This window comes from Bradyrhizobium sp. (genome assembly GCF_035935975.1).
Lineage (GTDB): Bacteria > Pseudomonadota > Alphaproteobacteria > Rhizobiales > Xanthobacteraceae > Bradyrhizobium.
Map to the genome: position 1 here is coordinate 1 of NZ_DASYWN010000016.1, position 13,203 is coordinate 13,203.

Genomic DNA, 13,203 nt, shown 5'->3' on the forward strand with positions numbered 1-13,203 from the left:
GCCGATGCACCTTCGTAACCCTCCTGCAGGGCATAAAGGTTGCTCTATCGACCTCTTGGCGAATATTCCAGCCCCAGATCGCAATCGCCCGGTTCGCTACGGCCTAGGACAGCCAACAAACCAATTCTTGCTCAGCCTCGACAGGCAACCTGACCCGATGTCAGACTTATCTTGCGCTCCTGCGGACGCCATGACCCTGCAACCGACCGCGAACCTGCTCCGCCGTCTTCTCGCCCCCATTGTCATTCAGTGAGGCGGCGGGGCGGCTTACGGTGGGCAAAGTTCCCAAAGGTTCCGTGTGATCGTCCGACGTTTTCTGCAACGCGACTCTCATCATTCTGTTTCGCGCCGCGCTCTGCTCGGCGGGCTCGTGTCGGCAGGGAGTGCGCTCGCCCTCGGCGGATGCGCCGGCCTGGGAGCGACCGGCGCGCGTTTCGACGCGTCGTCCCTCTCCGTTGACCCCACCTTGCTTGTCGTCACCACGCGCAAGCCCGTGAACGGCGGTCGCACGAAACCATGGTTCGGGCCGGAGCGCGCCACCGCCTTGACGGTCGCGAAGGCAAAGCTCGTGGCGCCAGACGAAAGCCGCCTGTCACTCGCCTCGGTCGGGCTCGGTGATTGGCGCCTTGATCGGATCGAACCGGTGTCGGCCGACGCCAGCGATCTCGCGACGCAGACCGGCGGGGGGGACGTGCTGATCTATGTGCACGGCTTCAAGCAGACATTCGAGACGGCGGTGCTGGATGCCGCCCATCTCTCCGATGGGATCAGGTTCCGCGGACGGACCATGGCATTCTCCTGGCCCTCCAAGGCGGGACTGTTCGACTATGCCTACGACCGCGACAGCGCGATGTGGTCTCGCGACGATTTCGAGCGCGTGCTCTCTGCGCTTGTGTCGGCTCCGGGCGGCGGCCGCGTGCATATCGTTGCGCACAGCATGGGAACCATGCTGACGCTCGAAAGCCTGCGTCAGCTCTACGCCCGATACGGCGACACGGTTACGAGCAAGATCGGCGCGGTCGTGTTTGCCGCGCCCGATATCGACATGGACGTGTTCTCATCGGCCGTCCAACGCATCGGTCCGCTCGCCGGCAAGATCACCGTCATCGCCGCGACGAACGATCGCGCACTCGCGCTATCGGGACAGATCGCAGGTGGAATGACCAGGGTCGGCGCCGCCGAGAAGGCCGCCATCGCGCGGCTCGGTGTGCGCGTGGTCGATGCCTCCCAGGAAGGCTGGGGCATCATCAACCACGATCTGTTTCTTTCGAATGCGGAAGTGCAGCGGGTGATCCGCCGCTCGATCGACGACACGACGGCGTGAGAGAGCGCGGGCGCGGTCCGTAGGAGCAGACGAGTTAAATGCACCGTCACGGAGAGGATGCAAGGATGCGGAATAGCCCGGGGCGTCATTGGCCGATCGGGCGTCGGTTCATGTCCTCCAGGAGCTCGCGCATCGCATCGAAGTGCGTGCCGAAGCCTTTCCAATCCCCTGCCTTCAATCGCTCTACGGCCTGGTTGTAGCGATCAAGCGCCTCTCTGGACTGATTTTCCGTCGGGCCTGCCGAGGGCGTCTCCTCCGTCCTGCTCGAGGCGACCGGCGCCGAACCGGATTCCGTGAACAGCGCCGACAACGCCTCGGCGAGCGTTTCCTTCATCACGACGCGCTCACCGTAAGCTGCGATCACGCGCTTCAGCTCCGGCAGGTGTCCGTGCTCCGCCCGCAAATAAAGCGGCGTTACATAAAGGATCGAGTTGTCGATCGGGATCACGAGCAAATTCGCGCCGCGGATCACGCGCGAGCCCATCTGATTCCATAGCGTGAGCTGTTGCGAGATCTCGGTCGTCTGATTGATCCGCGCCTCGATCTGGAACGGCCCGTAGACGAGCTTGTCCTTGGGGAACTCGTAGACGATCAATTTGCCGTAGCCAGGCGCGTCGCAGCGCGCGGCGAGCCACGCGATCATGTTGTCGCGGCGGCTCGGTACCATCGGAAGCATGAGGAAGAACTCGGCCTGCGGTTCGCCGGGCAACCGCATGATGATGTAATAGGGGGTCATCGTCGAGATGCCGTCGCCGCCCGGCTGACGCGGGAATTGCCAGAGATCCTCGCGATTGTAGAAAACGTCGGCCGCCTCCATGTGGTAGGCTTGGTACAGTCGGGCCTGAATCAGGAACAGGTCCTCCGGATAGCGAACGTGCTTCCGCAAGTCCGGCGGCATCGTCGTGAACGGCTTGAACAAGCTCGGAAAGATGCGCTGGTAGGTCGCCGCAACCGCGTCGGCGGAATCAATCAGGTAGAAGTCGACAGTCCCGTTATACGCATCGACGACAATTTTCACCGAATTGCGAATGTAGTTGAGATCGAGCCCATGTGCGGGCTCTGCATACGGGAAATAGGAGCTCGTCGTGTAGGCGTCCTGCATCCAGAACATGCGCCCGCTGCTGACGACCAGATAAGGATCATGATCGAGCCTGAGGAACGGAGCGATCGTGCTCACCCGCTCCTGGATATTGCGCCGGATCATGATCCGGCTGTCGATCGTGATGTAATCTGAAAGAACCAGGTTCGGGTCGTTGAAATAGTAGGCAAACAGCGCTCTCGTGGCCATTCCTCCGATCGGGATGCCGCCGGCGCCGCCATAGGCCGCATAGGCGTTCTCTTTCCCCTTCGGATAATCGAACTCCGGCGTGCTGCCCTTGACGATGACGTAGTCGTCGGTCTGCTCACCGAAGTAGATGCGCGGCTCGTCGATCCTGGGACCGATTTCTGCGACGGGAGGAATGTTCCGCAGATAGAAGAGCGGCAGTCCCTCGGCACTCTTGCGTGTGACCGGGCTCATCACCGCGCCATTGCCGTGGGTGAACAGCACGTGGCGATTGACCCAGGTCTGGGCATTCGGCGGCAACAGGGAGGACCGCAGTTCGCGGGCCGAGAGCATCACGCTCTGGTAGGAGCCATCGAGCCAGTAACGATCAACGTCGAGGTCGTGGAATTTGTAATAGGTGCGGATTTCCTGCAGTTGCGCGTAGGTGTCCGACAGCGGCAGCCAGTCCCAAAGCCTGATGTTTTCAATTGTCGCCTTGTTGGCTTCGAGCACCTCGGGGGTCAGCTTCTGCTCGGCGGTAAACGGCCTGGCTGCGATCTGATCGAGATTATATGCCTGCCGGGTGAGCGCGATGTTGCGTTCGATGTAGGGCTTCTCCAGCTCCAATTCGCTTGGCTTGACGAAGAACTGCCGGAACAGCCCGGGGACGAGGCCGAACAGCACGAACGTGCCGACGCCGACGAGCACGATCGCCACGGCCGGAAGCCGGTAGGTGCGAAGGCGGATGTTCGCCCAGGCGGCAAGCGCGGCAATGGTCGAAAGTCCGATCATCAGCCACAGCGCCGGCAGCCCGACATGCACGTCGGTGTAACTTGCGCCGACGACGACGCCATTGTCGCCATAGAGCAGCAGATAACGATCGAGAACATAGGACCAGGCTTTGACCGCGAAGAGGAAACCAAGCAGAGCGGAACCATGAGCGATCGCTGCCGGCGATATCGATCGGCGGTGAGCGTCGTATTCGATGTCGCCGTGCACCCAGTAGATCGTCGCGGCGACAAGCCCGCTCAGAACGAGCGCGAGCATCATCCAGTTCTTGATGAGGATATAGGCGGGCAGTGAGAAGAGGTAGAAGCCGATGTCCTTGTCGTAGAGCGGATCGTCTGCGCCGTATGGCACCTGATAGACAAAGCGCAGGAGGACGCCCCAATTGCCGACTTCGGCCGCCGCAACAAGAAGAGCGAGCAAAGCTGCACAGCCTGCGATCAACCGGGGCCAGGCCAGTCGATCGCGCGCAAGCGCGAGCAGATCCGGCGGCGCGTTGCCCGCGGCGCTCCACGGCGGAGCGGCGACAGGCTGCGTCGACCGCCGTCGGGCAAAGCGAAATGCGAGCCATCCGTTCACCCAAAGGATGACGGCGGCTCCGGTCCAGACCGCAACAAAGACGACGGCTTCGGCGCCGATTGTTGTCCAGAAGACCTGCGGATAACCGATCGAGGAAAACCACAACCAGTCGACGAGGATGTCACTCGCGAGCGCGAGCAGGATAAGGCACGTCACGATGACGACGGCCGCAACGATGAAGCTGACCACGGCACTTTGCCTTGGCACCTTGCGTCCGGGTCCGGTGATCCCGATCGTCATGGTTTCATTATAGCGGAAATCAGAGACGCCCGCCGCTCGATTTCGCGGTCGGGATTTGCCCCGCAGGCGAGGACACGCGTGCTCGAACCTGCATCGCCGGGATCGCGAAACGGCGCAAAGTGGCAAGGTCGGCTGATGCAGCCGGCGCTGCCAGTCGGTCGTCAGGCGACAAGCGCTCTCGAAGCGGAGCCGCACCGCATCATATCGTGAAATGGCGCGCCTGGCGCGACATCCCGAAAAAATCGTGAACCCGTATATAATTGCGGATGGAAGACCTATGTTGGGTCTATAGTCACGCAGCCGCCCATCGTATCGCGAGAGGCTGCCGATATGCCCCTACGGTGGATGGTTGCATCCAGCATCGGAGGTGATGTCATGGCCATTGCTCCCACGCTCCAGAAATACCTGGCCGCTGAAAACATCCAATACGAGGTGATCCCGCACGAACTTGTCATGACGTCCGCGCGAACGGCCGAGGCATGCCATATCCCGGGCGATCGCCTCGCCAAGAGCATCGTGTTGCGGCGCGACGGCGAATACATGCTGGCCATCTTGCCCGCATCGCATCACCTCCGCCTGTCGGACCTGAGGACAAGTCTCGGCGACAATGTCCACATGGCCGACGAAACCGAGATCAATCGGCTGTTCAGCGACTGTGCACACGGTGCAGTTCCTGCCGTCGGCAAATGCTACGGGCTGGATATCATCGTCGACGACAGCATCGCGGCACAGCCGGACATCTATATGGAAGCCGGCGATCATGAGACGCTGCTCCATATGGGTCACGCGCAGTTCGTGCGCCTGACGGCCGACGCGCCGCACGGGCGCTTCAGCGCGCACGACCGAGGATTTTGTGCACTGCCCGCTGCCTTTGCGATCCCGGGCGGGAACCCGGATCGCGAAGTTAATGCACCTGAAACCCAGGAACGGAGGCTCGCCATGAAAGTCAAAGACGTGATGCACAAGGGTGTCGACTGGGTCAGCCCCGACACCCCTCTCACCGAACTCGCCAAATTGATGCGGGCGCATGACATCGGCTGCATTCCGGTTGGCGAGGACGACAAGCTGGTCGGGATGGTGACCGACCGCGATATCGTCTGCAAAGGGCTCGCAAGCCACAGCTTCGATGCCGTCCGCGCGACGGCGCGCGATGTGATGACTGAAGGCATCCATTGCTGCCGGGAGGACGATGACCTCGCAAAGGCGATGCATCATATGGAGAAGCTGCAGGTCCGCAGGCTGCCGGTGATCAACAAAAGCAAGCGGATGGTCGGCATCATCAGTCTGGGTGACATCGGCCGTTCCGCGTCAGGTGACATGCTGACCGAAACGGTCCGGAGTGTTTCGGCGCACCACTGAAATGCGGCCAGGGCTCCTCTCGCGATCACCGCTCGATCTGACGTCGAGCGGGGCCCGAGCCATGCGTTTGACAAGGAACCATCGCACTCCGCCGATGCGGTGTGCGGTCGATCAAATGCTGCACGACATGGCGCCCCCGAAAGCGAAGCCGCATCCGACAATGTCGTGATCGCGTATCTGGCGCGCCACCCAGAACAAGACTGATACTCTTATCATGTTGAAATTACTATATAATTCAACACAACGATGATTTGCCCTCGCCTGATTTCCGTCGGCGATTCTTCGGATCTGAAAACCGTTCGCGCTGCAACCAGAAAGCCGAAGCCAGTCTCCGGCTATTGACTGGAAAGTTCTGGACGATCGCAGCGCATCGGGCAGCGGTCGGTATCAGCGGCGGGAGATATCTATAGATGTCATCCGCTTTGCCTCCTAGCATCACCATCTCGACGAGCCAGACCTCTCACTCCGGGTTAAGCGGTCATGTCGACGGCAATTTCGATCATGGGCGGGGTAGGCCTGTTTCTGCTTGGCATGACCGTCATGACCGACGGGCTCAAGGCGATGGCCGGCTCTGCATTGCGTACGGTGCTGGGGAAGGCTGCAGCTACGCCGCTTCGCGGTGCCTTCTGGGGCGCCATCGCGACGCTGATCGTCCAATCTTCGAGCGCAACGACGATGACAACCATCGGACTCGTCAGTGCGGGCTTACTTACCTTTCCTCAGGGATTAGGCTTGGTCTTTGGCGCGAATGTCGGAACGACAGGCACCGGTTGGCTGGTCGCGCTGATTGGCGTTCGCGTTTCACTGACGGCGGCGGCGCTGCCGATGATCTTTGTTGGCGCACTGGTCAAGCTGCTGGGCAGCGGGCGAATTGCCGGTGCCGGTGCTGCGCTCGCCGGCTTTGCTCTGGTCCTGTTCGGGCTAACGACGTTGCAGCAGGGCATGGGCGGCCTGGCGGAACGATTGAACCCCGCAGACCTTCCAACAGTTCTCGCGGCCCCGGGCGCGGCTTGGTGGTCCGGCATGCTCGGTGTTTTGGCTTTGGTCTTGGTCGGGCTGGCCATGACTGCGGTGATGCAGTCATCCACGGCTTCCATCGCTCTGACCTTATCGGCTCACTATGCGGGAGCAGTCGGACTCGATCAGGCGTGCGCACTCATTATCGGTCAGAACATCGGAACAGCGACAAGTTCGGCAATGGCAGCGATCGGTGCGAGTGCGACCGCCAAGAGACTGGCAGTGGCTTATATCCTGTTCAAGCTGATCGCCGCGGTGATCGCTTTGCTCTTGTTCCCGATCGTCACTCCTCTTCTCGTCCGCGCGTCAAATACAATCGACGGAGTGACGCTGCTGGCCGGGTATCACACGGCCTACAATATTATCGGGGTCATGGTCCTGCTGCCGGTCATCGACAGTTTCACGCGCTTTGTCGAGCGCATGCTTCCGGATCGAAACCTTGCGCTGACGCGTTGCCTTGATCCATCGGCACTGACTGTTCCGATCGCCGCCGAGGAGGCCGTGCGGCGAACGGTTGCGCGCGCTCTGGCGACAGTGTGCCAATCGCTCGGTGGGGTTCTCGGGGGAACCGGGTCGCCCGACAAGGTAACGTCGTCGGCGAAAGAGGCAGCTGAGGCGCTAGGCCAGGCGCAAGAATTCATGTGCGAAGTGAGTGGGCCACCGGAATCGCCGGCCGAGCAACGCAGGCTCACGATCACCATGCATGCGTTGGATCATGCGTCCCGCTTGGCCGAGGTCGCCGCCGAAACGGGCACCTGGACTGTACGCGATGGAGTAGGACAAGCCGCTCAGCTCAGCGCGGACGCGCTAAAGTGCGCCGCGGAGATTGCGGCGCACGTTGCTGCTGCGCCTGGCGTTTCTCTCGACGGTGAACCACGGCGTGAGCCATCATCGTCGCAGTCATTGGACATGCAGATCACTGCCCCAACACAAAACGTCCTTCTTCACTTGGAGCAATGCGCGAAAGACTTACGCGCGTTGCAGAAGGATCATCGGGTTTCGACACTGAGCGCGATCGCCAACGGGTCAATGACAGCGAGCGAGGCCATGGCTCGTGTAGACACGGTGCGGCGCCTCGATGCAATCACTCATCACGCCTGGCGTTCGGCATCTCAGCTGGCGGAAGACGTCAAGTAACGAATGTGATTCCCGGCGGCGCCCTAGTATTTTTGTTCCACAAAGCGCCTGCCCTTCAGCGTTGCCCGATCGTCGTAAGCGCCTTTGGCTGAGCGCTTGGGAAGTTTCACTTTGGTTTCTGGCAGCTTCGGAAATCGAATCGCACTGACGAGGTGACTGATGCAATTCAGGCGAGCTCGACGCTTGTCATCGGAGGGTACAATATACCAAGGGGCGTACTTCGTATCAGTCGCCGCGAACATGGTGTCGCGGGCCCGGGAATATTCGAACCATCTGCTCCGCGAGTACAGATCGGTCGGGCTCAGCTTCCAATGGCGCAGCGGATCTGTGATGCGAGCCTCGAAACGGCGCTTCTGCTGCTCGTCACTTACTTCCAGCCAGTACTTGATCAGCAGGATGCCATCGTCGACGACATACATCTCGAACTCGGGACAGATTTTGAGAAAATGCTCATGCTGCGCCTTCGTACAGAAGCCCAGCACGTATTCGACGCCAGCCCGATTGTACCAGCTGCGATCGAAAATTACGATTTCACCTGCGGCAGGGAAGTGTTGGATGTAGCGCTGCATGTATAGCTGCGACTTCTCGCGATCAGACGGCGCTGGCAGTGCGACGACCCGAAATACACGCGGGCTGACGCGCTCGGTGATCACCTTGATGATGCCACCCTTGCCGGCGGCATCGCGGCCCTCAAAGACTATGACGACGCGCAGACCCTTTTTCTTGACCCAGTCCTGCAGCGCGCATAGCTCCACCTGCAGGGCGCGGAGCGCTTTATCATATTCCTTACTCTCCATCGGCTCGTCGTTGACACTCATCGGCCCCCCTTCCCCCGAACTGCTGGACTGCGATACGTGATTGGCCGGATTCAGCTACGGATATTGCGGCTCCAAGTGCGGCTTTACAAGCTGCAGCGCAACCGCGGCGCTACCTGAAGCCCAAGCGCGCAAACAGTCTGGCAAGCCACTCTAACCCGTGACTGCCGTGCCATAGGTTACCGCGCCGCAGCATTGCGTGCCGCATCCGCGTCCCATCGGTTGTGCTTCGTGGCGGCCCTTCATCGTGCCGCTTCATCGGCCTTTCTGATAAGGTTGTTTTGAAACAGGCTTCTGCGATCGCCTCGGCGGCCGTTCGGTGGCCGCACGCCGGATTGAACTGGACTGCCCGAACTCAGATACCTGATGAAAACGGGATTGCGGCCATGAATCCTCAAGCCAAGACCGGATCACCGATCGACCTAACGCCATGGCATGCCGTTGCAGCTGATGAGATCGTGCGGCGCCTCGATAGCAACCTTCAGTCCGGCCTTTCCGCGACGAGTGTTCAGCAACGACTCGAGAAGTATGGTCGCAACAGGTTGCCCGAGGGTCGCAAGCAAGGGCCGTTGATGCGGTTCTTGCTGCAGTTCAACAACATCCTCGTCTACGTTTTGCTTGGTGCCGGTTTCGTCAAGCTGATGGTCGGTCTGTGGCTCGACGCGTCGATCATTCTGGCTGTGGTTGTTCTCAATGCATTGCTCGGCTTTTTCCAGGAAGGAAAAGCGGAGGAGGCGTTGAACTCGATCCGCAACATGCTGTCTGCGGAAGCTCGAACCTTGCGCGGCGGCGAAACCCGCCTGGTCCCATCCGAGGATCTGGTCCCGGGCGACATCGTGCTTCTCGAATCCGGCGACAAGATCCCAGCAGATTTGCGCCTCGTGGAGGTGAAAAACCTGCGAACTGAAGAGGCTGCGCTCACTGGCGAGTCGGTCCCCATCGACAAGACCACGGAGCCGGTCGCAGAAAGAGCAACCATCGGAGATCGAGAAGGAATGGCCTTCTCCGGAACGCTGGTCGCATCCGGACGCGGCACCGGCGTGGTTGTCGCCACCGGGGCCAATACGGAATTGGGCCGCATCAACCAGATGATGTCGGCCGTCAGCGCGCTCGAAACGCCGCTACTACGTCAGATCAAGAAATTCGGATACGCGATCACTGCGGTGATAGCCGTGGTGAGCGTTATCGTGTTCGCCTTCGGCAGATGGGTGCGGGAGATGCCCTTTGTGGACATCTTCCAGGCCGTCGTCAGTATCGCCGTGTCCGTCATTCCGGAAGGCTTGCCAGCTCTTATCACCGTCACGCTGGCAATCGGCGTTCAGCGGATGGCCCAACGCCACGCCATCATCCGGCGCCTCCCGGCAGTCGAGACACTCGGTTCGGTATCCCGGATTTGCTCTGACAAGACCGGCACCCTCACACTCATGGAGATGATGGTCGTCTCGGCGGTCACGGGGAGAACGACTTACAGTGTCACTGGCCAGGGCTACGCTGCAGCTGGGCAGATCATGAAGGATGGGAAGCCCTCCGGCGAAGATCCGGTTTTGACACTGATGGGCCGCGTGTCCATGCTTTGCAATGATGCCGAACTGCTCGAGCAGCAGGGCGTTTGGAAGGTGGAGGGCGATCCGACTGAAGGTGCGTTGTATCCGTTTGCCGCAAAAATCGGGCTTGAGCGGCAGGCCGAGCAGTCGGCGTATCGCCGGATCGATATCATCCCGTTCGAATCCGAACACAAATTCATGGCCACCTTGAACGAGGATAGTGCCGGGAAGCAGATGCTCCTGGTCAAGGGGGCCCCGGAAATCATCCTGGAACATTGCGACCGGCAGCAGGCCGACGCGCCTGCGTCAATCCAGCGTGAATATTGGCTGCGGATGTCGGACATGCTCGCCGCGCAGGGGGAACGCGTGCTGGCCTTGGCATGGTTGGAACAGCCAGCGGTCAAGGCCGGGAGTCTTGGTCCGGCGGATCTACCGAAGAACCTGGTTCTGCTCGGGCTGATTGGCTTGCTGGATCCGCCGCGTGAGGAAGCCATCGAAGCCGTCAAGGAGTGCCATGGCGGCGGCATCCGCGTCACGATGATCACCGGCGATCACAAGATTACCGCCGCCGCGATCGCAAAGATGTTGGGCATTGGCGATGGGAAGACCGCGATCACCGGGGCCGAAATCGAGGACATGGACACCGCCACATTGCAGGAGCGCGTCCGTGACGTCGACGTGTTTGCAAGAGCAAGCCCCGAGCACAAGCTCCGTCTCGTGAAGGCGATTCAGGCGAATAAGCAGGTCGTAGCGATGACGGGAGACGGTGTGAACGACGCGCCCGCACTCAAGAAAGCCGACATCGGAGTTGCGATGGGAATCAAGGGGACCGAGGTTACCAAAGAGGCGGCCGAAATGGTGCTTGCCGACGACAACTTCGCCTCTATCACGGCGGCGGTCAAGGAAGGGCGCACGGTCTACAATAACATCGAAAAGGCAATCTTGTTCATGCTGCCGACAAACGTGGCCCAGGCGCTCGTCATCATGGTGGCCATTTTCGTCGGCTTCACAGCGCCGATCACAGCGCCTCAGATACTCTGGGTGAATATGGTGACGTCCGTAGCGCTCGGACTCGTCGTCTCCTTCGAACCACACGAGCTTGATGTCATGCAACGATCACCACGCGTGGTCGATCTTCCGATACTGGATGCTTTCGGAGTTTGGCGTGTCGTCTTCGTCGGCCTGGCGCTGCTCGCACTGACCTTATGCGCGTTCTTCTGGATGAAGGAAAAGAATGCATCGGATGCGCTTGCCCGGGCCGTCGCCGTGAATGCACTCGTCATCGGTCAAATTTTCTACCTGCTCAATAGCCGCTACAAGGTTGGATCCTCGCTGTCCCTGCGGGCGCATCTGGACAACAAGTACTTGCCTCTGGGCATCGGCGCGGTTTTGATCTTGCAGCTTTTGTTTACCTACGCGCCGCCACTGCAGGTCCTCTTCGAGACCGAAGCAATACCACTCCGCATATGGCCTTGGCTCTTACTCGGAGGCTTCGTGTTCTTCCTCGTTGTAGAAGCGGAAAAACTGATTATTCGGCTGATGCGCTCCGCGCCCGGCACAACTGCACGTGTCCGAACCGTTTAAGGTCGGGCAAGAACAGGGGGGCATGGCGCTCCCTAGGGGAATCGAACCCCTGTTTCAGCCTTGAGAGGGCCGCGTCCTAACCGCTAGACGAAGGGAGCGTGTGGGCTAGCCAATAGCCGCGAAATTTGTCCGCCGCAAGGGACCGATCGGCCGTTTTACGGCTCATTGGCAAATTTCAGCTTTCCGGCCGGCTTCAGGGTGCGGGCGTCGAAGGTGCGGATCTCGGTGACCCCGCCGATATCGAGCGTGATCACGAGGCGGTCGCCGGCGACCCCGGTCGCGACGATCCTGGCGCCCTTGGGCAGGGTAGCGGTGACGTCGCCTGCGGTGTCCACCGCCCTTCCCTCCGACTTGAAAAGGCGGTAGCCCACGGCGATCAGGACGGCGCAGACGGCCAGCGTCGTGGTCAACCCCGCGATCAGCATCATCCGACGCACCCGCGCGAACAGCGCGGCCTGCTCGGGGGTCGGTTCGGGAACAGCGGTATCAGACGTCGTCATGGAAAGCTTTGGCTCTGCGCAGAGGTTGGAGGTCGTGGTCGAGGGCGACGAGGGTTCGGCCCGGCTCGACCGCGTGCTCGCGGCGCGCCTGCCGGACCTGTCGCGATCAAGGCTGAAAGCCCTGATTTTGGCGGGCGCCGTGAGCCTGAAGGCCAGCGAGGTCCGCGACCCCGCTTATCACGTCGCATCCGGCGATACGATCATAATCGACGTGCCGGAAGCGGCCCCGCCTGAGCCCAAGGGCGAGGAGATCGCCCTCGATATCGTGTTCGAGGACGACGACATCATCGTCATCAACAAGCCCAAGGGCCTCGTGGTGCACCCCGCGGCCGGGCACGAGACCGGGACGCTGGTTAACGCGCTGATCGCCCATTGCGGGACCTCGCTGTCGGGCATCGGCGGGGTGCGCCGGCCCGGCATCGTGCACCGGCTCGACAAGGACACGACCGGGCTGATGGTGGTCGCCAAGAACGACCTCGCCCACGCCTCGCTGTCGGCGCAGTTCGCCGACCACGGCCGGACCGGCGCGATGCGGCGCGGCTACATGGCCTTCGCCTGGGGGGTGCCGAACCGGCATCGCGGCACCGTCGATGCGCCGATCGACCGCCATCCGCATGCCCGCGAGAAGATGGCCGTGCGCCAGGGCGGCCGCGAGGCCGTGACCCATTGGGAGATCCTGGAGAGTTTTACGGGACGCGACGGCAAGCCGATCGCCGCCCTGCTCGGCTGCGAGCTCGAGACCGGACGCACCCACCAGATCCGCGTCCACCTCGCCCATATCGGCCATCCCCTGATGGGCGATGCGGTCTATGGCCCCCATTTCAAGACCAAGGCGAACCAGCTCGGCCCCGAGTCGCAGGCCGCCCTGGCCGCCCTGGGGCGGCAAGCCCTGCATGCTTATTTGCTGGTACTCGAGCACCCCCGGACCGGAGAACTTCTTCACTGGGAAGCGCCTCTGCCGGAGGATTTGCTTCTCCTGGAAGGCTCCCTCAAAGCGGCGCTATGACGCAGGCCCTTTGAGAAAAGCGTGACATTACAAAAAGTTATAGCTGCC

General features: G+C 61.2%; 8 protein-coding genes, 1 tRNA gene and 1 pseudogene. 6 read left to right on the plus strand and 4 right to left on the minus strand.

What is annotated here, in order from left to right; genetic code table 11:
• Nucleotides 1–298: 298 nt before the first annotated feature.
• Nucleotides 299–1,324, plus strand: coding sequence for an alpha/beta hydrolase (locus tag VGR99_RS08915; RefSeq protein ID WP_326897977.1), 1,026 nt, complete (start codon nt 299–301; stop codon nt 1,322–1,324).
• An 85-nt stretch (nt 1,325–1,409) separates the two neighbouring features.
• On the opposite strand, the gene VGR99_RS08920 is transcribed toward VGR99_RS08915, so the two are convergent.
• Entirely contained in the window at nt 1,410–4,193 is a 2,784-nt protein-coding gene (locus VGR99_RS08920) for a UPF0182 family protein (protein ID WP_326897978.1), read from the minus strand.
• A gap of 453 nt (nt 4,194–4,646) precedes the next feature.
• Between VGR99_RS08920 and VGR99_RS08925 the strand changes: the two are divergent.
• The 3 genes and pseudogenes from VGR99_RS08925 to VGR99_RS08935 form a co-directional block, all read left to right on the plus strand.
• Nucleotides 4,647–4,982, plus strand: a pseudogene (locus VGR99_RS08925) (aminoacyl-tRNA deacylase); the annotation flags it as partial.
• A gap of 150 nt (nt 4,983–5,132) precedes the next feature.
• The gene (locus VGR99_RS08930; RefSeq protein WP_326898054.1) at nt 5,133–5,552 is read left to right on the plus strand and encodes a CBS domain-containing protein; all 420 of its coding nucleotides are present in this window, start codon (nt 5,133–5,135) and stop codon (nt 5,550–5,552) included.
• Between the two features lie 480 nt (nt 5,553–6,032).
• Complete coding sequence (locus tag VGR99_RS08935) at nt 6,033–7,706, plus strand: Na/Pi symporter (RefSeq protein ID WP_326897979.1); 1,674 nt, start codon at nt 6,033–6,035, stop codon at nt 7,704–7,706.
• 23 nt (nt 7,707–7,729) lie between these two features.
• Here the strand turns inward: VGR99_RS08935 and ppk2 are convergent, their stop codons facing one another.
• Nucleotides 7,730–8,524 carry a polyphosphate kinase 2 gene (ppk2, locus tag VGR99_RS08940; RefSeq protein WP_326897980.1) on the minus strand — a complete coding sequence of 265 codons (795 nt, stop codon included), beginning with the start codon at nt 8,522–8,524 and terminating at the stop codon, nt 7,730–7,732.
• 383 nt (nt 8,525–8,907) lie between these two features.
• Between ppk2 and VGR99_RS08945 the strand changes: the two genes are divergently transcribed.
• Nucleotides 8,908–11,649 carry an HAD-IC family P-type ATPase gene (locus VGR99_RS08945; protein ID WP_326897981.1) on the plus strand — a complete coding sequence of 914 codons (2,742 nt, stop codon included), beginning with the start codon at nt 8,908–8,910 and terminating at the stop codon, nt 11,647–11,649.
• Between the two features lie 23 nt (nt 11,650–11,672).
• Here the strand turns inward: VGR99_RS08945 and VGR99_RS08950 are convergent.
• Nucleotides 11,673–11,747 (minus strand) — tRNA-Glu (locus VGR99_RS08950).
• Between the two features lie 57 nt (nt 11,748–11,804).
• The gene (locus VGR99_RS08955; protein ID WP_326897982.1) at nt 11,805–12,149 is read right to left on the minus strand and encodes a hypothetical protein; all 345 of its coding nucleotides are present in this window, start codon (nt 12,147–12,149) and stop codon (nt 11,805–11,807) included.
• Between VGR99_RS08955 and VGR99_RS08960 the strand changes: the two genes are divergently transcribed.
• Nucleotides 12,148–13,155: an RluA family pseudouridine synthase gene (locus VGR99_RS08960; RefSeq protein WP_326897983.1), complete on the plus strand. Its 1,008-nt coding sequence runs from the start codon at nt 12,148–12,150 to the stop codon at nt 13,153–13,155. The genes VGR99_RS08955 and VGR99_RS08960 overlap by 2 nt on opposite strands.
• Nucleotides 13,156–13,203 lie beyond the last annotated feature (48 nt).

Excerpts from the sequence above, each read along its gene's own strand:
- VGR99_RS08955 (WP_326897982.1), bottom strand. The coding sequence starts at position 12,149 with ATGACGACGTCTGATACCGCTGTTCCCGAACCGACCCCCGAGCAGGCC.
- ppk2 (WP_326897980.1), bottom strand. The coding sequence starts at position 8,524 with ATGAGTGTCAACGACGAGCCGATGGAGAGTAAGGAATATGATAAAGCG.
- VGR99_RS08920 (WP_326897978.1), bottom strand. The coding sequence starts at position 4,193 with ATGACGATCGGGATCACCGGACCCGGACGCAAGGTGCCAAGGCAAAGT.
- VGR99_RS08945 (WP_326897981.1), top strand. The coding sequence starts at position 8,908 with ATGAATCCTCAAGCCAAGACCGGATCACCGATCGACCTAACGCCATGG.
- VGR99_RS08930 (WP_326898054.1), top strand. The coding sequence starts at position 5,133 with ATGAAAGTCAAAGACGTGATGCACAAGGGTGTCGACTGGGTCAGCCCC.
- VGR99_RS08935 (WP_326897979.1), top strand. The coding sequence starts at position 6,033 with ATGTCGACGGCAATTTCGATCATGGGCGGGGTAGGCCTGTTTCTGCTT.
- VGR99_RS08960 (WP_326897983.1), top strand. The coding sequence starts at position 12,148 with ATGGAAAGCTTTGGCTCTGCGCAGAGGTTGGAGGTCGTGGTCGAGGGC.